This window comes from Ottowia flava (assembly GCF_008017535.1).
GTDB classification, from domain to species: domain Bacteria; phylum Pseudomonadota; class Gammaproteobacteria; order Burkholderiales; family Burkholderiaceae_C; genus Ottowia; species Ottowia flava.
This window is the reverse complement of record NZ_VRUA01000004.1, coordinates 197,786-220,191: the sequence shown is the minus strand read 5'-3', so window position 1 is coordinate 220,191 and position 22,406 is coordinate 197,786. Positions and strand designations below refer to the sequence as shown.

Genomic DNA, 22,406 nt, shown 5'->3' with positions numbered 1-22,406 from the left:
GAGCCGCATTCGCCCCGACAGTGCATGGTCACACCGCGCCAATCCTCCGCCACGCCGCACCGACTTGCGCAGCAAGCGCGCGAGCGTTTTGTGCTCGACATGGATCGGGCGCTGCTGGCCTTGGGGAGCAAGGTCCAACTCCACTTGTCGTCGCTGACGACTGCGGGGCGTTTCGGCAGCGTCGCTGAGTCTCGGCTCGCGCTGGATACGGTTGCAGCTTTCCGCCGCGAACACGATCACTGGGTCGCCCAATCTCGCCAGCAATGGCAGGCCACGCTGGGGCGTGTGCGGGACGCGGGGAGTCACAGCGGTGTAGGTGCTCTGGGCCTGGTGGACGATGAGGTTGTCGAGCGCAAGATCATCGCGTCCCGACTGGCTTCTGCAGTCATCGAGGCTGCCGGCAGTGACCTCAACGACCTGCGGATACGGGTGCAACGGCTCGAACGCGTCAGCGAGTGGGGTCGGCATGAAGTCTTTCCGCCGGAGACGCTGGCCCAGATTCTGGTGCAGGCCTGGACCGGCTGCGGGTTGACGCGGCCCATGTGGGGCCTGATTCAGGCGCCGGTCAACGAGTTGCTCTGCGCCAGCATGGCGCAGGCTTATCGACAAGCCAACGAATTTTTGGTCGACCAGGGCGTGATGGCCGAGATCGACATGAAGTCGCGCGTGCGAAGGTCAGAAGATGACGGCGGCGAGGGTGGGCCAGCGGGCGCTGGTGGCGCGCCAGTGGCGCAGAGTGGCCGTGGCTATTCCGGCGCTATGCAAGGGTACGCCGGTGATGGACCGGTCGCTGGCCGAGCGCCTGTCCCTTCCGATTTTGGCCATCAGGCAACGGCGCGCAGCGCTGGAGTGCCGACGGCGAGTTGGTACGGCGCGCCCATCGCTGCAAATCATTCGCCAGGTCAGGCGCGGTCGTCCGGCGCGGCAGGTCCAGCGACTCAGACCCCTACCGTGCAGGCTTCAGCTTTGGCGCGCGCGTCGCAGGAAACCCGCATGATGACCGGCGTCACGCCGATGGCGCGGGTCCGGCAGCGGGCCCAGGGTGTGCTCGGTCAGTTGCGCCGCCTGATTTCGGACCGCGTCGCCGATTTTGACGAGACTGCGGCGGTTGGGGCACCCTCCCCGCGTTTAGCGCGTGCCCTCGGCGAGCAGGTGACGCCTTTTGCCACGACGGAGTGGGTCAGCCGACCTGGCGCGCCTGGCGGCAGTGTCACGCAACCGCTGATGGAGGTCGAGCGCGTTGCGACGCAACTGCGTCGGCGGGCATCGGATCTCAAGGAAAAGGCCGAGAAGCCCAGCGAGAAGGCCATCATTGAAATCGTCGCTCTGATGTTCCAGGCGATCCTGGCGGAAGAACGCATACCCGCGTCGATCCGGGTCTGGTTTGCGCGCTTGCAGATTCCGGTGCTGCGCCTGGCGCTGGCCGAGCCTGATTTCTTTGCTTCCATTCAGCACCCGGCGCGTCAGCTGATCGACCGCATGGGTGCATGCGTGCTGGGCTTCGATGGCTCGCAAGTGCTCGGCAATCGGCTGGAGCGTGAGGTCAAGCGGGTGGTGCAGGTCATTGAGCAATACCCTGAAACCGGTCGACGCGTTTACCAGCTGGTGCTCGATGAGTTCAAGAAATTCCTGGGACGCTCGCTGTCCGACACGGGTGCTGTCCAGCAAGCGGCCACATTGGCTCAGCAGGTCGAGCAGAAGGAGGCCCTTTCAATCCAGTACACCATTGAATTGCGCCGCATGCTGGACCCGGTGCCTGTGGCCGACGAGGTGCGCGAATTCCTGTTCCGCGTCTGGTCGGAGGTGTTGGCGCTCGCCGCCGTGCGGCATGGCGCGCAGCATGCGCAGACCTTGAGCTTGAAGCAGGCGGCAGCCGACCTGCTGTGGGCGGTCAGCCCCAAGCCCGATCGGGAAGAGCGCCGGCGCGTCGTCCAACAGCTGTCCAGCCTGCTGCAGGCCTTGCGAGGCGGCATGACCATGCTGGCCATGCCAGAGGAAGAGCAGGACGGCCACATTAAGCTGGTCAACGACGCCGTCATGGCGGCTTTTGTGTCACGCGACGAAGGCTTGCCGCAGGAAAAGCTGGACGATCTGGCGCGTGGGCTGGCGGGCCTCGAAGACGTTGTCACCGATGACCCCGAGGGCGATCTGCTGCTCGACCCCGGCATGATCGAGTTGATGTTCGGTGTCGACGAATCGGCGCTGGAGGTCATTGCAGCCGGGGGTTCGCTGCCCAGCGACGGCATGCTGGAATGGGCGCGGGCGCTCGAGTTGGGCGCCTGGTTCTCGCTCGAGTTGAACGGTGCCGTGGTGCAGGTGCAGTACGTGTGGCGCAGTGCGCGCGGTCAGCTGCACCTGTTTTCCGCGGGTGTGGGCAAGAGCTATTTGGTGCAGACGCGACGCATGGCCGCCTACCTGCAGGCCGGCCTGCTCGTGCCGATCGAGGACGAAGCGCTCACGGTGCGTGCCACCCGTGAGGCGTTGGCCAAGCTCAACGCCGACCCGGAACGTCTGCTGCACTGATGCAAGCTGTCTGGCGCCCAGTGCGCCACGCGGCAGGAGCCCATCCAAACACCTGACCGTCTTCAGGCCCGCACGAGTGTCAGTGGGCCAGGCGCCTGTTTGGGTTGTCGCACAGCTCATCTAGGATGAGCACATCCGGCTCGACGCCGGTGCGCCAATACACCATCATGATGATGACTTTCAGCTCGTCCAGCTCTAGCGGGGACTCCGACACAGCCATTGCGCGGTCAATCACGAGCTCTCGCAATTCCAACGGCAGTGCGCCTGCACGTTCGAGAAAGTGCAGGCAGGCGATGCCGTCGGGCCCCAGGTGGGCCAACTCGCGCGGTGTGTAGATGCGCAGGCTATCGGTTGGGCGTGCGTCCGCGAGAGAGAGGTCGGCCCCTGTGATCGGGCTTTCCGCCAGCGACTGGGCCGCCACGTTTAGCCCGTCAAGCCAAGCCAGTGCGGATTGGACTTCCTCACGTTCGAAACCAGCGTTGCTCAGGCGCCGTCCGAGTTGTTCCCGTCCCGGGCAGTCCTCTCCGCCCCAGAAGGTTTCGTAGACGTAGGCGAGGACTTCATACATGGGCCCAATATAGCCCATGCGTGTGGCAGCTCGCTCGCGAAATGGAAGCGTTGCCACGCCACCACAGGGTGGCCGAGGCACGGCTCGACGTCAGCCCAGCGCCATGCGCTGCAGCAAGCCGCCCGGGAGACGGGCGACATGGCCAGCCAGTTCCAGTTCGAGCAAGCGGGCTTGCAGTTGGGGTGTAGGCAGGCCTGTGCGCGCTTGCAGCGCGTCCAGGCCAACCGGGTCGCTGCCCATCGCCCGCAAGATTTCATCTTCTGCGCGCAATGAGGTTGCAGCCCCCGATGAGTCTGCGTGATCAGCTTCTCTATTGATAGCAACTGCAGGCGCTGGCCAACGCAGCTCTTCCAGCACATCCTGAGCGTTTTCGACCAGCTTGGCGCCTTGGCGTATCAACGCGTGGCAGCCGCGCGACTGCGGGTTGTGGATGGAGCCGGGAATGGCAAACACCTCCTTGCCCTGCTCGGATGCGAGCCGAGCGGTGATCAGCGAACCGGACTGCAGCGCCGCTTCGACCACCAGCGTGCCTTGAGACAGGCCGGCGATCAGCCGGTTGCGCTTGGGAAAGTTCGGTGGCAACGGTGGCGTTCCCACCGGGTACTCGCTGACGATCAGGCCTTGGCGGGCAACGCGTTGGGCCAGAGCGTGGTGCCGTGCCGGATAGACGCGGTCGATGCCGGTGCCAACCACGGCCACGGTGCAGATCCGGCCAGAAGGCTGACCCTCCTCAGGCCAGGCAGACAGGGCGCCCTCGTGAGCGGCGCCATCCACGCCCAGGGCAAGGCCGGAAACCACGGTCATACCCGCCGCGCTGAAGTTGCGCGCAAACTGACGCGCGTTTTCAGCGCCCTGCGGGGTGGGATTGCGGCTGCCGACAATGGCGAGTGCGCGTTCCGGCCAACCCAGGATGTTGTGTGGCCCTGCAGCAGGGTTTGCCACGCCTGCCAATGCCTGCGTCTGCCCCTGCAGATACAGCAGCAAGGGCGGATCCTCCATCGCCAGCAGGCTCACGGGGTAGGCGCAGTCGCCCAGAGTCACGACCTGGCGGCGGCCGTGCTCACCGTCGCCGCCCGTCAGCCATGCCAGCGTGGCGCCGTGCAGGCGATCCAGTCCGTCGGGCTCGGTGTGCAGGGCCTGTGCCTGCGCGGCGGTGACGACTTGCCGGAGTGCCGCGTCGCTTTGCTCGAACACGGCTTCGGGCAGACCGAACGCGGCCAGCAGCCGGCGCGCCGCGTCATTGCCGACGCCCGGTGTCAGCGTCAGGCGCAGCCAGGCGGACAGTTCTCCAGGGCTCATGCGCGCAAAGGCTCGCAGGACGGTGCGCGGGCGAAAGTGGTAGGCAGGCGCGCCCGCGCGCGCAGGCTCGTCAGCGCGGGTTGGTCAGCTTGTCGCCGACCTGCACCGGGGTAGCGGCTTCCATCACCAGCACGTAGGACACGCGGTCGAACGGGCGGAACACCATGGCCACGCCGTTGCGTTCGTCCGGCAGCTTCATCAGCGTGCGCCCGCGCTCGGTCTTGTCGGCCAGGTGAGGGCCGGTCGACAGCATCGACAGCACGTGGCCATTCTCGACACCGTCGCGCAGGCCCTTGTTGATCACAACAATCTGGTTCTGGCCGGCAAAGCGCACCGAGTTGCCGTAGATGGCGACGACGCGCGCGTCCACCGGCATGTCGGGCGCGTGCGGCACGTAGTTGCGGTATTCGCGCGGTGGCTCGGGCAGCAGGCGGTCGCCTGCGCGCATCTCCTCCTTGCTGCTGACCACGTCGACGGTGGCGGGCACCGGCAGCAGGTTGCGGCGGGCATCTGCGGCGGTAGGTGGCTCGGAGAAGCGCTCGCCAGCGGCCGGTGTGCGCGGCTGGTCGTAGCTTGGCGCCAGCACTTCCTCGGACTCGCTCTCGCCGCGCGCCAGTTGCGCCTGCCCGACGTACTGGCCTTCGTAGCCCAAAATCTCACCCGAGACCGGGTCCTTGAGCGGCTTGGCCGTGCGGAACACGCGAAAGTCGGTGGGCAGCCCGGGCGCCATCAGCAGCGGTGCGTCGGCGGGGCCGCGCACGTAGGCGCGGTCGCCCTTGCCGACCAGCACGCGGTCGCGGTCGGCCAGCGCAACAATGCGTGGCGCGCGTTTGAATGTGTCGTCATCCACCACCAGCGGCTCGGTCAGGAACGGCTCGATCAGGTGCGGCTGCAGGGTGGGCAGCGGCCCGTTGCCCAGCATTTCGACGCGGTTGCGCGGTGACACGCGCACGGTGTTGCCTTCCTGACCATCGCCGCCGCGGCGCGCGCGCAGGAAGGCGCGGTCGCCCACGCGCTCCAGATAGAGCTGCTGGCCGGGGTAAATCAGGTGCGGGTTGCGGATGTCCTGCAGGTTCATGCCCCACAGCTCAGGCCAGCGCCAGGCGGACTTGAGGAATTTGCCGGAAATGCCCCACAGCGTGTCGCCGCGGCGCACCGTGTATTCCTCGGGCGCGTTGCGCGCCAGCGCGGACAGCGGCACGCCCGCGCTCGCCACTTGCTGCGCCGTGGCGCGTTGCTGAGGGCTGACAGGGCGTTGCGACGCCGGCTGCGCCTGCGCAGGCAGGGCGGCGAACATGGCGGCCACCAGCAGGCCGAGGGGCACGGTCAAGGCGCGCGTGGCACCAGGAAAAGTGTGTTTCATTGTTTTGCGAGGCGCGTCTATTGACTTGACAAAGCACTGGACATTCTGCATTCAAGCCCTTGTTACGGCAACGAAATTGCCCCAAGCGGTCAGCGTGAAACGGGAAAAGTCGCGAAAATAGCCACATCTTGGAACTTCCTCCCATGGCCTTGCTCCCGATTCTTCGTTATCCCGACGCCCGCCTGCACAAGGTGGCCAAGCCCGTTGCTGCGGTGGACGACCGTCTGAAAGCCCTGATTGCCCAGATGTTCGAAACCATGTACGACGCCAAGGGCATCGGCCTGGCCGCCACCCAGGTCGACGTGCACGAGCGCCTGATCGTCATCGACGTGTCGGAAGACCGCGACGACCCCATGGTGCTGATCAACCCTGAAGTGTTGTGGGCCAGCGACGAGCGCATCCGCGGCGACGAAGGCTGCCTGTCCGTGCCCGGCATCTACGACGGCGTCGAGCGCGCCGCGCAGGTCAAGGTGCGCGCCCTCGATGGTGAGGGGAAGGCGCGCGACATCGAGGCCGATGGCCTGCTGGCCGTGTGCATCCAGCACGAGATGGACCACCTGATGGGCAAGGTGTTCGTCGAATACCTGTCACCGCTCAAGCGCAACCGCATCAAGACCAAGCTGCTCAAGGAAGAGCGCCAGGACCAGAAAGACAAGGCGCGCGAGCAGGAGCGCGTCTGACATGGCCGCGCGCGGCGCCGTCGCTGGCTGGCTGCTGCGCGCCTCGCTCGCGGCGGGCGTGGCGCTGCTGACCGGCTGTGCCAATCCCGACCAGATTACCCCTGGCACGCCCATGGCCGACGTGGTGCACACGCTTGGCGCGCCCACCGGTCGCTACCCGCTGCCCGGCGGCGGGGAACGCTTGCAGTATTCGCGTCAGCCCGCCGGTCAGCAGGTGTTCAACGTCGATCTCGACGCCCAGGGCCGCGTCGCGCGGGTTGAGCAGGCGCTGAACGAGGGCCTGTTCGCCCAGCGCATCCAGCCCGACCGCTGGTCGCGCGAAGACGTGCTGCGCGAATACGGCCCGCCCGCGCAAACCATGGGCGTGCACAACTTCAAGGGCGTGATCTGGGTCTGGCGCTACGCCGACGGCCCGGTGTGGCGCCTGCTGTACATCGACATCGACCCGGGTGGCGTGGTGCGGCACTATTCCGTGGGCGACGAATCCCTGCCCGACCCACCCGATCCGCGCTGAGCGGATCGTCCAGAAATTGATAAGAAAAAGGCCGCCAGCGCTACAACCATCAGCGCAGGCAGCTATGCAATAAGTAGCATGAAAGTTGTCTTTGCCGGCACGCCGGAATTCGCGCGTGTCGCGCTCGAGGCCCTGCACCGCGCCGGTTTCGAGGTGCCCCTGGTCCTGACCCAGCCCGACCGCCCCGCAGGCCGCGGCATGAAGCTGCAGGCCTCGCCCGTCAAGCAGTTCGCGCTCGACCACGGCATCGCCGTCGCCCAGCCGCGCAGCCTGCGCCTGGACGGCAAGTACCCCGAGGACGCCGCCGCCGCGCGCGACGCGCTGCTGGCCGCGCAGGCCGACGTCATGGTCGTCGCCGCTTACGGGTTGATCCTGCCGCAGTGGGTGCTGGATGTGCCGCGCTTGGGGTGCTTGAACATTCATGCTTCCTTATTGCCCCGCTGGCGCGGCGCCGCCCCCATCCACCGCGCCATCGAGGCGGGCGACACCGACACCGGCGTGACCATCATGCAGATGGACGCCGGCCTGGACACGGGCGACATGCTGCTGACCGAGCGCCTGCCCATTGGCGCGCGCGCCACCACCGCCAGCCTGCACGACGCGCTGGCCGCGCTGGGCGGCCGCATGATCGTCGAAGCGCTGGAACTGGCTGCCTGTGGCGGTCTGCGCCCCGAGCCGCAGCCGGGCGAGGGCGTCACCTACGCGCACAAGATCGAAAAGCACGAAGCCGCCATCGATTGGCACCTGCCCGCCACGCAGATCGAGCGCCGGGTGCGCGCCTTCGACCCCTTTCCCGGCGCCAGCACCACGCTGGGCGGCGACACGGTGAAGGTGTGGCGCTCTGAAATCGATAGCTGCCCGCGCAAGCCCGACGTGCGCGACGGGCAGATTGTGTTCATCAACGACGATGGCATCGGCGTCGCCTGCGGCGAAGGCTGCCTGCGGCTGACCGAGCTGCAGCGCCCCGGCGGCAAGCGCTTGCCGGCGCGCGACTTCCTGCGCGGTTTTCCGCTGGCGCCGGGCCAGCGCTTCGGCGCGGACGACGCGGCGCCTGCCACCGCACAAGGCGCCCAGCCATGAACATGCCTTTGCCCGATCCGCCGCGCGATCTGTCGCCGCGCGGACGCATCGGCGCCTGGCTGGCGCACCGCGTGGACAGCTATGCGCGCACGGCACGCCACCCGATGTTCTGGGTCGGCGCGCGCGAGATGGCGGGCATTTCGGTCGGCCTCACGGCCTGGTCGTTCATGACCGGCGTGGCCATGATCAAGAGCGGCATGAGCATCACCGAGGCGGTGTTGATGTCGCTGCTGGTGTTCGCTGGCAGCGCGCAGCTGGCCGCCATTCCGCTGATCGCCGCGGGCGCGCCACTGTGGGTCATCCTGGCCACGGCGTTCTGCGTGAACCTGCGCTTTGTCGTGTTCAGCCTGCACCTGCGCGACTACTTCATGTTCCTGCCGCGCCTCAAGCGGCTGTACCTCGGCTACTTCACCGGCGACGTGACCTACGTGCTCTACACGCGGCGCTTTCCCAAGCCCGCCGAGACCGAGACCCAGCGCCGCGCGCAGATGGCCTACCTGTGGGGCGGCAACGTCTGCAACTGGCTGTTCTGGCAGACGCTGAGCATGCTGGGCATCTTTTTGGGCAACGCGCTGCCGGCCAGCTGGGGGCTGGAATTCGCCGGCACGCTGGCGCTGCTGGCGGTGGCCTGTTCGCTGGCCACCACGCGGCTGCGCGCGCTGTCGGCGCTCATCGCGGCGGCGGCGGCCGTGGCGGCCTTTGGGCTGCCGTACCGGCTGAACATCGTCTCGGCCATCGCCGTGGCGGTGGCGCTGTGCCTGTTGCTGGAGCACAAGGTAACGCCGCGCCCGCCGCCCAAGGAGATCGGCCATGGCTGAGACCGACGGCTGGACGCTGCTCGTCATCGTGGGCATGACGGTGATCACCGTCGTCACGCGCTGCTTCTTCTTCATCAGCGAGCGCGAGTGGAACCTGCCCGACTGGGCCCAGCGCGGCCTGCAGTACGCGCCGATTGCCGCGCTGACCGCCGTGATCGCGCCCGACATCGTGATGACCGGCGGCGCCTTCACCGCGCCCTGGCGCGACGCGCGGGTGTGGGCGGCGGTCGTCGCGGCGGCGTTCTACTTCTGGCGGCGCCACAAGGGCTTTGCCCTGCCGCTGACCATTGCCGTGGGCATGGCGGTGTATTTGCCGCTGCGCCTGGGGCTGGGCTGGTAGGCGCCAGGCAGCGGGGTGCGCGCGTCGGCGCGCGCTGACACGCGCTGGGGCCGCGCGCTGTCCCGGGCTGGCGGCGCCAGCGCCTAGACTGCGGGCAATGCCCGACGCCGACACCGCCTATTCCTCCCCTTCCAGCCGCGCCGCGGCCGCTGCGTTGGCCGATGCGGCCGAGCACGTACCCACGCCGGGCGAGCAGGCCGCCAACCGCGCCGTCAACGAAACCGTGGTGCCCAAGCTGTTCAAGGGCCGCCTGCGTCCGCTGTACCCGCTGTACCGCTCGTTCGAGCTGTGGTCCGACGCCGACGGCCTGCGCATGAGCGCCGCCATGGCCTTCTACGGCATGTTCAGCATCGCCCCGCTGCTGCTGGTGCTGGTCGCCGTGCTGGGCTACGTGGTCGACCGCGAGGTGCTGCAGACCAGCCTGATCCACCAGGTCGAAAGCCTGGTCGGTGCCAAGGGCGCCGAGGTGGTCCAGGCCGCCATCGCCAGTGCGCAGCAGCCGGGCGAGGGGCTGTTCGCCTCGGTGCTGGCCTTCGTGCTGCTGGTCGTCGGTGCCACCGGCGTGTTTGCCGAGCTGCAATCCGCGCTGGAGCGCCTGTGGACGCAGGGCACCGGCACCGCCGCGGTCGACGCCTGGTGGCACAGCGCCACGCTGCGCCTGCGCGGCATCGCCTACGTGCTGGCCTTCGGCTTTCTGATGCTGGTGTCGCTGGTCATCGCCAGCGCCGTCAACCTGCTGCAGACCTGGGCCGGCAGCCGCTACGAGATGGAGACCGCGCTGATCGTGCTCAACCAGCTGCTGTCGCTGGCCATCACCACCGCGCTGTTCGTCGCCCTGATGCGCATGAGCGCCGGGCCACAGCCGCGCCTGCGCTACCTCATCGCCGGCGGCGCCGTCGGCGCGCTGCTGTTCGGCGTCGGCAAATACGCGCTGGCCTGGTACCTGTCCACCGCCGCAGTGGTCTCGGCCTACGGCGCGGCCGGTTCGCTGGTGGTGCTGCTGATGTGGATCTACTTTGCCTCGGCCGTGCTGCTGTACGGCGCCAGCTGCGCGCGCGTGCTCGCCGAACGCCAGGGCGACTTTGCCGCCGCCGCCACGCCGCCCCCGGCCGCCGCCGTCACCGCGGTGCAGGGCGAAGTGCGGCGCGCCATCGGGGCGGACGAGGGCACCGTCGGCACCGCGGCAGCCGCTGCCGTGCTGTCGGACATGACCGGCGCGCCCAGCGGTTCAGGCGCACCGCCAGCGCCGGGCTCTGCCGCCGCTGCGTCCGGCGCCGTTGCGCGCGCTGCCCAGGCGGCCCGCGCGGCGCGCGCCCTGCGGCCCACGGCGCTGGTCGGCGAGGCGCTGGGCGACGCCATCCTCAACGTGCGCGGCAAGGACCTCGCCATGGCCGCCTTGGTCGGCGTCGCCAGCTACTTCGTGCTGCGCCCGCGCGGCGGCGAGGCGCGGGCCGAGGCCATGGCCGACGTGCGCACCGGCCTGCGCGGCTTGGCCACGCAGCGCCAGCAGCGCGCGGCCGACGACCTGCAGACCGCCCGTCGCCAGGCTGCCGACACGCTGCCCGATGCCCCAGGCCGCAGCGTGCGCGGCCTCGGCCTGGCGCTGCTGGGCAGCGGCGCGGCCCGCCAGGGTGCGCGCTGGCTGTGGCAGGGCACGCGCACCGCCCGCAGCGAAGCCGTGGCCCGGCTGGGCCTGCGGCGCAAGGGCGCGCTCGGCGGCGCCTCGCAACTGCTGGCCCAGGCCAACGCCTGGCGCGAACGCCACGCCTTGGCGCAAGCCCGCCGCGCGCTGGATGCGGACTTGCGCGAACTGCGCCGCGCCGCCCGGCGCCGCCGCTGATCGGCGATTTTTGAGCCAAATCGCCCGCTGGCCCCACAGCAGATTGCGCGGGCAGCTAGCAATTTCATAATTTTTGCCGTCACCGCCCGCGGCAAGCTGCCCATTCTTTCAGCACCCCCCGCCAGCCCAGGCCCGGCGCGGCCTGCGCGGCTTGTCCCCGTGCTTGTCCACAGGTCCGCCCACAGTCCCTGGGTACAAATCGCACGGGTGTGCGAAGAAAGCGCTGATGGATGAAGAAAAGCGGCTGCCGCCCTACAGCCAATTGCGCAGGCAGCTTCTGAAGTTGTAGCAAAACGCGGGCGCGGCAGTCGGTCCATCGGCCCGCTGGCCGCAGGTGCAGCCAGCCGGCGCGACCCGCCCCTTATGCCCTGCGCTGGCGCAGCCGCCGCCCGCCCAAGGCCGCGGCCAGCAGGCCCAGCAGCGCGAAGCCCCACTCGCTCAGTGTCGGCACGGCGACCGGGGCGGCGGCGTTGGCCACGATCGTCACCGTCAATGGCGCCGAATCGCCTGCCAGCGCGTTGGACGCGATGATCTGCACCGTGGTCGTGCCCGCCGCGGGCGGCGTGCCCGTCAGTTCGCCCGTGGCCGCATTCAGCTGCAGCCAGCTGGGCAGCGTCGTGCCGGGCGCTTCGACAAAGCCGAGCGGCTGCGTGGCGTCGGCGTTCACGGTGGGGGTGAAGCTGAACAGCACGCCGGCTGTGGCCGGTCCTGCCGTGCCGCTGAGCACCGCTTGCACCGGCGCTGGTGCCGCGACGATGGTGACCGGCAAGGTCGACTGGCGGCCCACCGCGTCGGTGCCGACCAGCGTGACCAGGGTGCTGCCCGGCGCGGGCGGGGTGCCTGACAGCTCACCAGTGACGGTGTTCAGCTGGAGCCAGCTGGGCAATGTGGTGCCTGCGGCACGCGCAAAGCTGATCGCCGGCACGGCGTTGTCTGTCACGGTGGGCGTGAAGCTGAACGGCGTGCCGACCGTGGCCGCGCCGGGGCTACCGGTGAGCCAAGGCTGATCGTCCAGGGCGACGAACAGGGCGGTGGCATTGGGGAAGCCGGAGGTAGAAAAGCCCATCAACAAATTGCCCCCCACTGTCGGGTTGTCTCGTTGCCTCAGGCCTATGCCAGAGATGTTGTCGCCGGTAAATGTCAGCTTGAAGTTGTACTGGTTGCCTTGAACGACGGGGACCGGGCTGTCGAACATGGCCGTTTCCCAGCCCACTGGGGCCCCTCGCCCGCTGAGTGCGTGCGCAGGGATGTCGGCGACGGTCGCCAGGGGCGTGCCCGACGAAAGGCCGTCCCCGCTGTAGATGTCGACTCTGACTTTTATCCCCGTAGCATCGCTGTTGACAAGCGGCGCAACGCGCAGGCCGGTCCAGTTGCCGGATCGCTGGGCCGTAAAGCTCTGTCCAATGGGAGGAAGGTTGCCGCCGTAAACGGAGAAGGAATCAGCCCCCCAGCGATCTGACACGTTGGCCGCAATCTGAGCCTGCGCTGCGGGCCAGGCCAGCGCGGCCAAGCTGAGTGCCAGCGTGGCGCGCCCAAAGAGCAGGCGTCGGCGGACCAGGCCAGGGCCGGGAACGCGTGAGAGGCGCCAAAGTGATGCAAGCGGGGGAATAGACATGAGGGACGGTTCTGATCAAAAAGCTGTACACGGCGCAACGATTTGTTGCAGGTGTGGTGTTGCGCGCGAGTCTGCCCGTGGAATGCAGGCATGCCTATCCCTGAGTTCAGGTATTTTGAGGAGTATTTGTTAGGACGGAAAAAGCCGTTAAATCGACCTCCAGCCGTACAACCACCTACGCAGCCAGCTATCTATGTCGTAGCGGTTGATGCACCTCGCCACGCTCCTCGTCGCAGGGCAGCAGCTGGCGCTTCAGCCAGCCCCACCCACCAACCCCCGCCGGTACTGCACCGCCTCGGCGATGTGGGCGGTGCCAACAGCGTCGCTGCCGGCCAGATCGGCGATGGTGCGGGCGACCTTGAGCGCGCGGTGCGTGGCGCGGGCGCTCCAGCCGAGGCGGGTGGCGGCGGTGGTGAGGAACTGGCGCGCGGCGTCGTCCAGGTTCGCATAGGTGTCGATGGCCTGGCCGTGCAGGGCGTTGTTGGGTATGCCCTGGCGTTGCACGGCGCGGGCGCGCGCCGCGGCGCAGCGGGCGCGGACTTCGGCGCTGGGCTCGCCGGGCGGGGCGGCCAGCAGCTCGTCGGCGGGCAGGGCGGCCACTTCGACGTGCAAATCGATCCGGTCGAGCAGTGGGCCGCTCAACTTGCCCTGGTAGCGCGCGACCTGATCGGGCGTGCAGCGGCAGGCGCGCACGCGCGAGCCGAGGTAGCCGCAGGGGCAGGGGTTCATGGCGGCGATGAGCTGGAACTGCGCCGGGAAGTCGGCGCGCTGGGCGGCGCGGCTGATGGTGATGCGGCCAGACTCCAGCGGCTCGCGCAGGGCTTCGAGCGCGGGCCGCGGGAACTCGGGCAACTCGTCCAGGAACAGCACGCCCTGGTGCGCCAGCGAGATTTCGCCCGGCCGCGGCGGTGAGCCGCCGCCCACCAGCGCGACGGCGCTGGCCGAATGGTGCGGCGCGCGCGTGGGGCGCTGGCCCCAGTGGTCGAGCGAAAAGCTGCCTTCCAGGCTGGCGATGGCGGCGCTGGCCAGGGCTTCGGCCTCGCTCATCGGCGGCAGCAGACCGGCAAAGCGCTGGGCCAGCATCGACTTGCCGGTGCCCGGCGGGCCGATGAGCAAGGCGGAATGGGCACCAGCCGCTGCGATTTCAAGAGCGCGCCGCGCGGCGGCCTGGCCTTTGACGTCGGCCAGATCTGCGTAGGGCGGGTCGGGCCGGCGCTGCGTGGGCGGCACGCGCGCCCAACCGTCCGCCGGGGCAGCGTCCTCGGCGATGGTCGGCAGAAACTGCGCCACCACGTCCAGCAAATGCGCGGCGCGGTACACGGGCATGCCGGGCACCAGCGCGGCTTCTTCGGCGCTGCCGGGCGGCAGCACCAGCTGCACGTCGGCGCCGCGTTGGTGCAGCGCGGCGCTCATGGCCAGCGCGCCGCGCACCGGGCGCAGCTGGCCGGACAGCGACAGCTCGCCGGCGAATTCCCAGCCGGCCAGCCGCGCGCCGTCGATCTGCCCGCTGGCGGCCAGGATGCCCAGGGCGATCGGCAAATCGAAGCGGCCCGAGTCCTTAGGCAAGTCGGCCGGTGCCAGGTTGACGGTGATGCGCTGGTTGTGCGGGAAGTTGAGGCCGCTGTTGACGATGGCCGAGCGCACGCGTTCGCGCGCTTCCTTCACCTCCACATCGGCCAGGCCCACCAAGGTGAAGCTGGGCAGACCGTTGGCCAGGTGCACCTCCACAGTGACGGCGGGCGCGGCGAGGCCGAGCAGGGCGCGGCTTTGGACTTGGGCGAGACCCATGGTGGCGGCTCAGTGCACGCCCGGTACGTCGACCAGGCGTGTGTAGTAGGCAAACAGCGAGATCTGGTGCAGCAGCACCACCGCCACCAACAATGCGTGGTACAGGCGCGAGCGCGTCATGCCGCCCACCATGCACAGCAGCGCGATCAGCGCCACGCCGATCGACTGCCGGTCGGTGAACAGGCCGACGCCGGCCGGCAGTTTGAGCCAGGTGTCGCCCAGGTCCAGCAGAAAGCTGAGGGTGATGAAGCCCAGGAGCCAGCGCCGCCGGTCAAAGTAGTAGTCGGCGTAGGTCTCGTAGCCGCGCATCGAGTCGGGGAAGAGCATGGCGGTAATCAGGAACTGCGTCATGGCGTAGGCCACGACGAAGGCGAAGATCCAGAACGTCCACTGCTGCACGTCCATCAGCCGGATTTCCCACCACCACCACAGCGGCAGCTGCAGCAGTTGCACCAGCACCCAGGCCAGATGCACGGGGTAGAGCTTGACGTCGTGCGGGTGCTGGACGATGCGCACGATGCCGTTCAACAGGCGCGCCAGCGCCAGGCTGATGACCATGCCCAGCAGCACCCGGACGTGCAGGAAGGTGTCGACTGTCGAGATGGCGGCGGCAGTGCTCATGGGGTTTGAACTGGAATGGGCGCGCGGCGCCCGGTGTCCGATTGCCACACATTGTTACGCGAGTTTTCCGGCGTGTGGCGCCAGGTGCCCCGTCGCCGGGCCATCGGCGCGTATTTCGTGGTGGTTTCGGGCGCTAGTGTGGTGCGCGCCCCAACACAGTGCGGCCGCGGCGGCAGCGACCGAAAACGGTGCGGCGCGCGCACCTGAGTGCACGGGCGAGTGGTGCGGCCGCCCTGGCTTGAGCGATGGGGCCGCGGCGGTGGACATGGTGGCACGGCCTTTGCTTTGTCCTTCACATACAGTTGCTGGAGGAAGCCATGAACCCCATTTCTTGCTGCGCACGCCGCGTGGCACTGACCGCCGCATTGACCGCCTGGGCCACCGGCGCAGCCGCGCAAGCCGCGCCCGATACCGCCGCGGCGCCAGCGTCCGCCCATGCGCTCAGCTTCAACGTCGCCTTGACCAGCGACTACCGCTACCGCGGCATCTCGCAAAGCCGGCTCAAGCCCGCCATCAGCGCCGGCGCCGACTACAGTCACGCCAGCGGCTTTTACGTCGGCACCTGGCTGACCTCGATCCGCTGGATCAAGGACGCGGGCGGCGATGCGCCGCTGGAATGGGACCTGTACGGCGGCTACAAGGGCACGGCCGGACCGCTGGGCTACGACGTGGGCCTGCTGCACTACAACTACCCGCGCCACCGCCTGGGCGTCAGCCCCAACACCACCGAGGTCTACGGCGCGCTGACCTGGAACGTGCTGACGCTGAAGTACTCGCACGCGCTGACCAACCTGTTCGGCTTTGCCGACAGCAGGCACAGCGGCTACCTCGACCTGTCGGCCACGTTCGACTTGGGCGACGGCTGGTCGGTGGTGCCGCACGTCGGCCGCCAGTGGGTGCGGCACAACAGCGCGTCGTCGTACACGGACTACGCCGTGACGGTGAACAAGGACTTCGGCAACGGCCTGGTCGCCAGCGCAGGCGTGCAGGGCACCAACGCCGACAAGGCGCTCTACACCACGCCCAGCGGGCGCTTCACCGGGCGCACCGGCCTGGTGGTGGGGCTCAAGTACAACTTTTAAGCCGAATCGGGCGCTGGCGCTACAGCCAACAGCGCGAGCAGCTATGAAAAGAGAAGCATCATGAAACTCATCACCGCCGTCATCAAGCCCTTCAAGCTGGACGAAGTGCGCGAAGCGCTGTCCACGCTGGGCGTGCAGGGCATCACCGTGTCCGAAGTGAAAGGCTTCGGCCGCCAGAAGGGCCACACCGAGCTGTACCGCGGCGCCGAGTACGTCGTCGACTTCCTGCCCAAGGTCAAGCTCGACATCGCCGTGGACGACGCACTGGTCGAGCGCGTGATCGAAGCCATCGAAGGCGCGGCGCGCACCGGAAAGATCGGCGACGGCAAGATTTTTGTCGCCGATCTGGAACAGGTCATCCGCATCCGCACCGGCGAAACCGGCCCCGCCGCGATCTGAAGCCTCGCAGAAAGCCCATCACCATGAAACGACTGATCACCCTTCTTCTGCTGGCGCTGAGCTTCCTGGCTGCGCCCGCGTTCGCGGCGGACGCTGCGACCGACTTCCCGGCCGCCAAGGTGCTGTTCGACACCGGCAAGGCCGAGGTGGGCGCCGAGGGCCAGGCCGCCATCCAGGCCGTGGCCGCTTACGTGAAGGCCCACGCCGGCGCCACGGTGCAACTGTCGGGCTTCACCGACACCACGGGCGACGCGGCCGCCAACGCCGAGCTGGCCAAGCAGCGCGCGTTCGCCGTGCGCGACGCGTTGGCCGCCGCCGGTGTGGCGCCGGACGCGGTGCTGCTGGTCAAGCCCGAGGCGTCGGCGCAGACCGGCAACCCGGACGAGGCGCGCGCCGTCGCCATCACGCTGGCGAGCGCTGCCACCGCGGCGGCCCCCGCGGCCGGTGCCTCGGCCGCCGCGCCCGCACCCAAGGTCGATTCGGGCGACACCGCGTGGATGCTGACGTCCACCCTGCTCGTCATCCTGATGATCGTGCCCGGTCTGGCGCTGTTCTACGGGGGGCTTGCGCGCAGCAAGAACATGCTGAGCGTGCTGATGCAGGTGTTCGTCGTGTTCTCGCTGATCAGCATCCTGTGGGCGGCGTACGGCTACAGCCTGGCGTTCAGCGGCGAAGGCAACTTCTTCGGCGGCTTCGACAAGCTGTTCCTCAAGGGCGTGAACACCGAGACCTTCGGCGCGCTGACCACCATTCCGGAATACGTCTTCGTCGCCTTCCAGGGCACGTTCGCCGCCATCACCGTGGCGCTGATCGTCGGCAGCTTTGCCGAACGCATCAAGTTCGCCGCCGTGCTGGCGTTTGCTGCGCTGTGGTTCACCTTCAGCTACGTGCCCATGGCTCACATCGTGTGGGGCGGCGGCCTCTTGGCCAAGGACGGCGCGCTGGACTTTGCCGGCGGCACCGTGGTGCACATCAACGCCGGCATCGCCGGGCTGGTGGGCGCCTACATGGTCGGCAAGCGCCTGGGCTGGGGCCGTGAGGCCTTCACCCCGCACAGCCTGACGCTGACCATGGTGGGCGCGTCGCTGCTGTGGGTGGGCTGGTTCGGCTTCAACGCCGGCTCGGCCGGGGCCGCCAACGGCGCCGCAGGCCTGGCCTTCATCAACACCGTGCTGGCCACGGCCGCGGCCACCCTGGCCTGGTCGGCGGGCGAGGCGCTGCACAAGGGCAAGGCCTCGATGCTGGGCGGCGCCTCGGGCGCGGTGGCGGGTCTGGTGGCGGTGACGCCAGCGGCCGGGTTCGTCGGGCCGATGGGCGCGATCGTCATCGGCGCCATCGCGGGCTTCGTGTGCATCTGGGGCGTGGGCGGCCTGAAGCGCCTGCTGAAAGCCGACGACGCGTTCGACGTGTTCGGCGTGCACGGCGTGGGCGGCATCATCGGCGCCATCCTCACCGGCGTGTTCGCCGCCCCCGCCCTGGGCGGCACGGGCGGCCTGACGCCCGACACCTTCAGCATGGGTGCACAGGTCTGGATCCAGACCAAGAGCGTGCTGTTCGCCATCGTATGGTCCGGCGTCGTCTCGGTCGTGCTCTACAAGCTGGTGGACATGGCCATCGGCCTGCGCGTCACCGAAGAGCAGGAACGCCAGGGCCTGGACATCTCCAGCCACGGCGAGACGGCGTACAACCGGTGAGCGGCAGGTGCGCAAGGTGGTTGGCCCGCTTTGCGCACATCTAAAAAGGGCGAAATGCATCCATGGGCCCGCCGCGCGGCGGGCTTTTTCCATGGTGGCGCCGCGCTGTTGGTAAAGGGCGGCAAGATCTGGGGCTGGGGGTATGCAGAGAGCACCGGCCGTCCCGGGAGGGCGATGACCGGCCGTGAGAGTCTCCCTGCATCGCTTCATGCCGATGGCCGACCGGCCGCGCGGTGCGTCTCAAGCTTGCCAGGCCGCTCTGTGCCGGGCGCAAAAAAAGGGGGGAAACAGCCCATGAGGGTTTCAGAAAAACAGGACACAACTGCAGCGCGCTTCTGGGGGGCGACGGCCTTGGCGCTTGCTATGACAGTGGGTGCAGGCCAGGCCCAGGCAGATATCCAGGCCGTGCGTTGCGGCACGGCGCTGCAGGACTTCGGCAGCGGCTCCGGAAGCACGTCGCTGTCGCCTGCCATGGGCACGGTCACCGCCGCGGTGAACGAGCGTTGGCTGGCCCAGTCGCCTCGGCAGGCTCGCGCGGGTTGGTGGACAAACACCGGGGGTGACCATACCAACCCGGGCACCGGTTACTTCGTGCTGATGGATATTAGAACGAACCGGCAGGGTCATGCGGTGTACACCAATACCTTGACAGGTTTGGAGGTGGGCCAAAGCTACACAGTCAGCCTGTGGCTTGCCAGCGCGGACCCCAGGCTCTTGCCGCAGGTCACGGTCGAACTGCCGGGCACGGGCCAGGCCCTGGACGTGGACACAGCAACGCCGCTGACCGGGCCGGACGCGCTGGCCTGGCAAGAAGCCAGGTTGACCTTCACCGCCACGGCGCCCACGCAGGCGCTTCAGGTGCTGGAGCGGCGCGCCTTCACCGGCGGTGCCGGCAACGATCTGGCGCTGGACGACATCAGCCTCACACACAGCTGTATCGCACCACCACCTGTCTCAGTGTCAACGTGGGGCCCGGTTGGCCGGCTGATGACAACAGGCGGCATCGTGGGCCTGGGTTGGGTGCTGGCGCGTCGCCGTGCGGGGAGGCCGCGGGCGCTCAAGGGCTGAACGCCAGCTGGCAAAACGGCGACGTCGGGCGTTGCGGTCGTGGGCGTTTCGCACAGTGCCAACGATTCAGGGTTGGATGAAAATTCGTCCATTGGCCCTACAACCATCTGCGCAGCGAGCTATCAAAAAGTGAATCAGATGGTGAGCGTCAAGTCTGTCTGAGACGGCCAGTTGCGGTCCAGCAGGTACCATTGCGCCCCATGGATCCGGCACTTGAAGCCATTGTCGAAAAGGTGCGCAAGGCCGTCGAACGCGCGCGCCCCCTGCGCGTGCGCGGTGGCGGCACCAAGGACTTTTACGGCCAAACGCTGCACGGCGAATTGCTGGACGTGCGGCCTCTGGCGGGCGTGGTCAGTTACGAGCCGAGCGAGCTGGTCGTCACCGTGCGCGCGGGCACACGACTGCGCGAGCTGGAAGCGCTGCTGGCCGAGGCGAACCAGCACCTGGCCTTCGAGCCGCCGCGCTATGGCGCGGGGAGCACCATCGGCGGCGCGGTGGCCGCGGGCCTGTCCGGCCCGGCGCGCGCCAGCGTGGGTGCGCTGCGCGACTACGTGTTGGGCGTGCAACTGGTCAACGGCAAGGGCGAGGTGCTGACCTTCGGCGGCCAGGTCATGAAGAACGTGGCCGGCTACGACGTCAGCCGGCTGATGGCGGGCTCCATGGGCACGCTGGGCGTGATCACCGAAGTGAGCCTGAAGGTGCTGCCGGTGGCGCCGGCCGAATGCACGCTGCTGTTTGAACTGTCGGAGACCAGCGCGCGCCAGCAGCTCAACCGCTGGGGCGGCCAGCCGCTGCCGCTGAACGCCAGCTGCTGGGCCGATGGCCACCTGGCCGTGCGTCTGCGTGGTGCGCAGGCTGCCATCGCGTCGGCGCGCAAGACCATGGGCGGGCAAGAGCTGGAGGCCGACCGCGCCACGCGCCAATGGCAGGCGCTGCGCGACCAGACGCTGCCCTTCTTCCGCCTGGCGCAGGGCGAGGCGCTGTGGCGCGCCAGCGTGCCCGACACCGCCAGCCCGCTCAACCTGGGGCCAACGCTGGTCGAATGGCACGGCGCGCAGCGCTGGCTGCGCCTGCCGCCGGAAGCCGCGCCCGCCGTGCGCGAAGCCTGCGCCCGCGCCGGTGGCCACGCCACCCTGGTGCGCGGCGGCAACGGGCGCGTGCCGGTGTTCACGCCGCTGGCCCCCGCCATGGCGCGCATCCAGGCGCAGCTCAAGGCGGCGTTTGACCCGGCGGGCGTGCTGAGCCCCGGCCGCCTGTCCACGGATTTCTGATGCAAACCAAGCTGGCCCCCGAATTTTTCGGCACGCCCGAAGGGCGCGAGGCCGAGGCTATTCTGCGCAAGTGTGTGCACTGCGGCTTTTGCACTGCGACCTGCCCGACGTACCAGCTGCTGGGCGACGAGCTGGACGGCCCGCGCGGGCGCATCTACCTGATCAAGCAGGTGCTGGAAGGCGAAATGCCCACGCGCGACACGCAACTGCACCTGGACCGCTGCCTGACCTGCCGCAACTGCGAAACCACTTGCCCCAGCGGTGTGCAGTACGGCCGCCTGGTCGACATCGGCCGCGAGGTGGTCGAGCGCAGGGTGCCGCGCCCGGCGGACGAAGCGCGCGAGCGCCGCTGGCTGCGCCAGGGCCTGAGCTCTCCGCTGTTCGGCCCGGCCATGCGCCTGGGCCAGTCGGTGCGCGGCTTCCTGCCGGCCAGGCTGCAGGCCAAGGTGCCGCCGCGGCGCGACCCCGGCGCCTGGCCCAAGCGCCAGCACGCGCGCAAGGTGCTGCTGCTGGAAGGCTGCGTGCAGCCGTCGATGGCGCCCAACATCAACAGCGCGACCGCGCGCGTGCTGGACGCCGCCGGCATCCAGTGCGTGCTGGCGCGCGGGCAGGGCTGCTGCGGCGCGGTCAAGTTCCACCTGGCCGATGCCGAAGGCGGCCGCGCCCAGATGCGCGCCAACATCGACGCCTGGTGGCCGCACGTCAGCGCCGGCAGCGTCGAGGCCATCGTCGTCAACGCCTCGGGCTGTGGGGTCATGGTCAAGGACTACGGCCATTTGCTGAAGGACGACGCGCGCTACGCCGACAAGGCGGCCCAGGTGTCGGCCCTGGCGCGCGACGTGTGCGAGCTGCTGCCCGACATCGTCCCCACGCTCGCCCCGCGCGTGAAGGCGCCCGCCGGCGCGCTGGCCTGGCACGCGCCCTGCACACTGCAGCACGGCCAGCGCCTGGGCCCCACACTGGAGCAGCAGCTGCGGGCGCTCGGATTCGACCTGCGCCCCGCGGCCACGGAGCCGCACCTGTGCTGCGGATCGGCCGGTACCTATTCCGTGCTGCAACCCGAGCTGTCGACCCGCCTGCGCGACCGCAAGCTCGGCCACCTGCTGGGCGAACGCCAGGCCGACCGCCCCAGCGCCGTGCTGTCGGCCAACATCGGCTGCATCACCCACCTGCAGTCCGGCACCGACGTGCCGGTGCGCCACTGGATCGAGCTGCTGGACGAAGCGCTGCAAAAACAGTAGCTGTTTGCGTAGGTGGTTGTAGGGCTAGAGGCCGAAATCTTCAGATTTTCCGTGCCCTCAGGCCGCCAGTGCGGCCTCGATGTCGGGCGCCAGCGTCTCAGGCCGGTCGCGCGGGGCGTAGCGGCGCAGCACCTGGCCGTCGCGGCCGACCAGGAATTTGGTGAAGTTCCACTTGATGGCCTCGGTGCCGAGCACGCCGGGCGCGGCGCGCTTGAGCCAGACGTACAGCGGGTGCGCGCTTGCGCCGTTGACGTCGGTCTTGGTCATCAGGGGAAAGTCGACGCTGAACCGCGACGTGCAGAAGGCGCCAATGTCTTCGGCGCTGCCAGGCTCCTGGTGGCCGAACTGGTTGCATGGAAAGCCGATCACCGTGAAACCGCGCGAGGCGTAGCGCTGCTGCAGCGCCTGCAGCCCGGCCAGTTGTGGCGTGAAGCCGCAGGCGCTGGCGGTGTTGACGACCAGAAGGACCTGCCCCGCCCAGTAGTGCAGGGGAACGGTCTTGCCGCTCAGGGTGGTGAGGGACAAATCGGGGAGCGCGGTGAGGGTCATGGCGAGCGTGAATTCTTCACAGGGTTGCGGTGAGTCAGCCACGCGCCAGTGTA

At 68.8% G+C, this 22,406-nt stretch carries 20 protein-coding genes; 13 read left to right on the top strand and 7 right to left on the bottom strand.

Annotation, left to right across the window (positions count from 1 at the left end):
• Positions 1 to 24 precede the first annotated feature (24 nt).
• Positions 25 to 2,523, top strand: coding sequence for a DUF1631 family protein (locus FVQ98_RS07125; protein WP_147912725.1), 2,499 nt, complete (start codon positions 25 to 27; stop codon positions 2,521 to 2,523).
• Between the two features lie 79 nt (positions 2,524 to 2,602).
• Here FVQ98_RS07125 and FVQ98_RS07120 read toward each other — a convergent pair whose 3' ends face one another.
• The 3 genes from FVQ98_RS07120 to FVQ98_RS07110 form a co-directional block, all read right to left on the bottom strand.
• Complete coding sequence (locus FVQ98_RS07120; RefSeq protein ID WP_147912724.1) at positions 2,603 to 3,091, bottom strand: Smg family protein; 489 nt, start codon at positions 3,089 to 3,091, stop codon at positions 2,603 to 2,605.
• Between the two features lie 90 nt (positions 3,092 to 3,181).
• Complete coding sequence (gene dprA, locus FVQ98_RS07115) at positions 3,182 to 4,390, bottom strand: DNA-processing protein DprA (protein ID WP_147912723.1); 1,209 nt, start codon at positions 4,388 to 4,390, stop codon at positions 3,182 to 3,184.
• A 70-nt stretch (positions 4,391 to 4,460) separates the two neighbouring features.
• Entirely contained in the window at positions 4,461 to 5,753 is a 1,293-nt protein-coding gene (locus FVQ98_RS07110; protein WP_147912722.1) for a LysM peptidoglycan-binding domain-containing protein, read from the bottom strand.
• Between the two features lie 143 nt (positions 5,754 to 5,896).
• Between FVQ98_RS07110 and def the strand changes: the two genes are divergently transcribed.
• The 6 genes from def (at position 5,897) to FVQ98_RS20275 (ending at position 11,025) form a co-directional block, all read left to right on the top strand.
• A complete protein-coding gene (def, locus tag FVQ98_RS07105) occupies positions 5,897 to 6,433 on the top strand; it encodes a peptide deformylase (protein WP_147912721.1) in 537 nt (178 codons plus the stop codon).
• 1 nt (position 6,434) lies between these two features.
• The gene (locus FVQ98_RS07100) at positions 6,435 to 6,947 is read left to right on the top strand and encodes a hypothetical protein (RefSeq protein WP_147912720.1); all 513 of its coding nucleotides are present in this window, start codon (positions 6,435 to 6,437) and stop codon (positions 6,945 to 6,947) included.
• Between the two features lie 78 nt (positions 6,948 to 7,025).
• Positions 7,026 to 8,027 carry a methionyl-tRNA formyltransferase gene (gene fmt / locus FVQ98_RS07095; protein ID WP_147912719.1) on the top strand — a complete coding sequence of 334 codons (1,002 nt, stop codon included), beginning with the start codon at positions 7,026 to 7,028 and terminating at the stop codon, positions 8,025 to 8,027.
• Between the two features lie 104 nt (positions 8,028 to 8,131).
• Complete coding sequence (locus FVQ98_RS07090; RefSeq protein WP_255507674.1) at positions 8,132 to 8,845, top strand: AzlC family ABC transporter permease; 714 nt, start codon at positions 8,132 to 8,134, stop codon at positions 8,843 to 8,845.
• On the top strand, positions 8,838 to 9,185 hold the full coding sequence (locus FVQ98_RS07085) for an AzlD domain-containing protein (protein WP_147912718.1): 348 nt from the start codon (positions 8,838 to 8,840) through the stop codon (positions 9,183 to 9,185). Before FVQ98_RS07090 ends, FVQ98_RS07085 begins: the two co-directional genes overlap by 8 nt.
• Before the next feature lie 97 nt (positions 9,186 to 9,282).
• On the top strand, positions 9,283 to 11,025 hold the full coding sequence (locus FVQ98_RS20275) for a YihY/virulence factor BrkB family protein (protein WP_147912717.1): 1,743 nt from the start codon (positions 9,283 to 9,285) through the stop codon (positions 11,023 to 11,025).
• 361 nt (positions 11,026 to 11,386) lie between these two features.
• On the opposite strand, the gene FVQ98_RS07075 is transcribed toward FVQ98_RS20275, so the two are convergent.
• From FVQ98_RS07075 to FVQ98_RS07065, 3 genes are all read right to left on the bottom strand, one after another.
• The gene (locus tag FVQ98_RS07075) at positions 11,387 to 12,220 is read right to left on the bottom strand and encodes an IPTL-CTERM sorting domain-containing protein (protein WP_187265662.1); all 834 of its coding nucleotides are present in this window, start codon (positions 12,218 to 12,220) and stop codon (positions 11,387 to 11,389) included.
• A gap of 672 nt (positions 12,221 to 12,892) precedes the next feature.
• Positions 12,893 to 14,428 (bottom strand): YifB family Mg chelatase-like AAA ATPase, encoded by a 1,536-nt coding sequence (locus tag FVQ98_RS07070; protein ID WP_147912715.1) that lies wholly within the window; start codon positions 14,426 to 14,428, stop codon positions 12,893 to 12,895.
• Positions 14,429 to 14,437: 9 nt separating this feature from the next.
• Positions 14,438 to 15,049, bottom strand: a complete 612-nt coding sequence (locus FVQ98_RS07065) for a hypothetical protein (protein ID WP_147912714.1) — start codon at positions 15,047 to 15,049, stop codon at positions 14,438 to 14,440.
• 317 nt (positions 15,050 to 15,366) lie between these two features.
• Between FVQ98_RS07065 and FVQ98_RS07060 the strand changes: the two genes are divergently transcribed.
• The 6 genes from FVQ98_RS07060 to glcF all read left to right on the top strand — a co-directional run bounded on the left by FVQ98_RS07060 (position 15,367) and on the right by glcF (position 21,804).
• Positions 15,367 to 16,131: a TorF family putative porin gene (locus tag FVQ98_RS07060; RefSeq protein ID WP_147912713.1), complete on the top strand. Its 765-nt coding sequence runs from the start codon at positions 15,367 to 15,369 to the stop codon at positions 16,129 to 16,131.
• Between the two features lie 60 nt (positions 16,132 to 16,191).
• The gene (gene glnK / locus FVQ98_RS07055; RefSeq protein WP_147912712.1) at positions 16,192 to 16,530 is read left to right on the top strand and encodes a P-II family nitrogen regulator; all 339 of its coding nucleotides are present in this window, start codon (positions 16,192 to 16,194) and stop codon (positions 16,528 to 16,530) included.
• A gap of 23 nt (positions 16,531 to 16,553) precedes the next feature.
• Positions 16,554 to 18,224, top strand: a complete 1,671-nt coding sequence (gene amt, locus FVQ98_RS07050) for an ammonium transporter (protein WP_187265661.1) — start codon at positions 16,554 to 16,556, stop codon at positions 18,222 to 18,224.
• A 363-nt stretch (positions 18,225 to 18,587) separates the two neighbouring features.
• A complete protein-coding gene (locus FVQ98_RS07045; RefSeq protein WP_187265660.1) occupies positions 18,588 to 19,292 on the top strand; it encodes a hypothetical protein in 705 nt (234 codons plus the stop codon).
• Positions 19,293 to 19,492: 200 nt separating this feature from the next.
• Positions 19,493 to 20,563 (top strand): glycolate oxidase subunit GlcE, encoded by a 1,071-nt coding sequence (gene glcE, locus FVQ98_RS07040; protein WP_147912710.1) that lies wholly within the window; start codon positions 19,493 to 19,495, stop codon positions 20,561 to 20,563.
• Positions 20,563 to 21,804, top strand: coding sequence for a glycolate oxidase subunit GlcF (glcF, locus tag FVQ98_RS07035; RefSeq protein WP_147912709.1), 1,242 nt, complete (start codon positions 20,563 to 20,565; stop codon positions 21,802 to 21,804). Before glcE ends, glcF begins: the two co-directional genes overlap by 1 nt.
• A 57-nt stretch (positions 21,805 to 21,861) precedes the next feature.
• Here the strand turns inward: glcF and FVQ98_RS07030 are convergent, their stop codons facing one another.
• A complete protein-coding gene (locus FVQ98_RS07030) occupies positions 21,862 to 22,353 on the bottom strand; it encodes a glutathione peroxidase (protein ID WP_147912708.1) in 492 nt (163 codons plus the stop codon).
• Positions 22,354 to 22,406: the final 53 nt, after the last annotated feature.

Bases quoted from the DNA above. Each gene is read 5' to 3' on its own strand.
- FVQ98_RS07110 (WP_147912722.1), bottom strand. From the start codon at position 5,753: ATGAAACACACTTTTCCTGGTGCCACGCGCGCCTTGACCGTGCCCCTC.
- FVQ98_RS07045 (WP_187265660.1), top strand. From the start codon at position 18,588: ATGACAGTGGGTGCAGGCCAGGCCCAGGCAGATATCCAGGCCGTGCGT.
- FVQ98_RS07120 (WP_147912724.1), bottom strand. From the start codon at position 3,091: ATGTATGAAGTCCTCGCCTACGTCTACGAAACCTTCTGGGGCGGAGAG.
- fmt (WP_147912719.1), top strand. From the start codon at position 7,026: ATGAAAGTTGTCTTTGCCGGCACGCCGGAATTCGCGCGTGTCGCGCTC.
- glcF (WP_147912709.1), top strand. From the start codon at position 20,563: ATGCAAACCAAGCTGGCCCCCGAATTTTTCGGCACGCCCGAAGGGCGC.
- glcE (WP_147912710.1), top strand. From the start codon at position 19,493: ATGGATCCGGCACTTGAAGCCATTGTCGAAAAGGTGCGCAAGGCCGTC.
- FVQ98_RS07085 (WP_147912718.1), top strand. From the start codon at position 8,838: ATGGCTGAGACCGACGGCTGGACGCTGCTCGTCATCGTGGGCATGACG.
- amt (WP_187265661.1), top strand. From the start codon at position 16,554: ATGAAACGACTGATCACCCTTCTTCTGCTGGCGCTGAGCTTCCTGGCT.
- FVQ98_RS07075 (WP_187265662.1), bottom strand. From the start codon at position 12,220: ATGTTCGACAGCCCGGTCCCCGTCGTTCAAGGCAACCAGTACAACTTC.
- glnK (WP_147912712.1), top strand. From the start codon at position 16,192: ATGAAACTCATCACCGCCGTCATCAAGCCCTTCAAGCTGGACGAAGTG.
- def (WP_147912721.1), top strand. From the start codon at position 5,897: ATGGCCTTGCTCCCGATTCTTCGTTATCCCGACGCCCGCCTGCACAAG.
- FVQ98_RS07100 (WP_147912720.1), top strand. From the start codon at position 6,435: ATGGCCGCGCGCGGCGCCGTCGCTGGCTGGCTGCTGCGCGCCTCGCTC.
- FVQ98_RS07090 (WP_255507674.1), top strand. From the start codon at position 8,132: ATGTTCTGGGTCGGCGCGCGCGAGATGGCGGGCATTTCGGTCGGCCTC.
- FVQ98_RS07070 (WP_147912715.1), bottom strand. From the start codon at position 14,428: ATGGGTCTCGCCCAAGTCCAAAGCCGCGCCCTGCTCGGCCTCGCCGCG.
- FVQ98_RS20275 (WP_147912717.1), top strand. From the start codon at position 9,283: ATGCCCGACGCCGACACCGCCTATTCCTCCCCTTCCAGCCGCGCCGCG.
- dprA (WP_147912723.1), bottom strand. From the start codon at position 4,390: ATGAGCCCTGGAGAACTGTCCGCCTGGCTGCGCCTGACGCTGACACCG.
- FVQ98_RS07065 (WP_147912714.1), bottom strand. From the start codon at position 15,049: ATGAGCACTGCCGCCGCCATCTCGACAGTCGACACCTTCCTGCACGTC.
- FVQ98_RS07125 (WP_147912725.1), top strand. From the start codon at position 25: ATGGTCACACCGCGCCAATCCTCCGCCACGCCGCACCGACTTGCGCAG.
- FVQ98_RS07060 (WP_147912713.1), top strand. From the start codon at position 15,367: ATGAACCCCATTTCTTGCTGCGCACGCCGCGTGGCACTGACCGCCGCA.
- FVQ98_RS07030 (WP_147912708.1), bottom strand. From the start codon at position 22,353: ATGACCCTCACCGCGCTCCCCGATTTGTCCCTCACCACCCTGAGCGGC.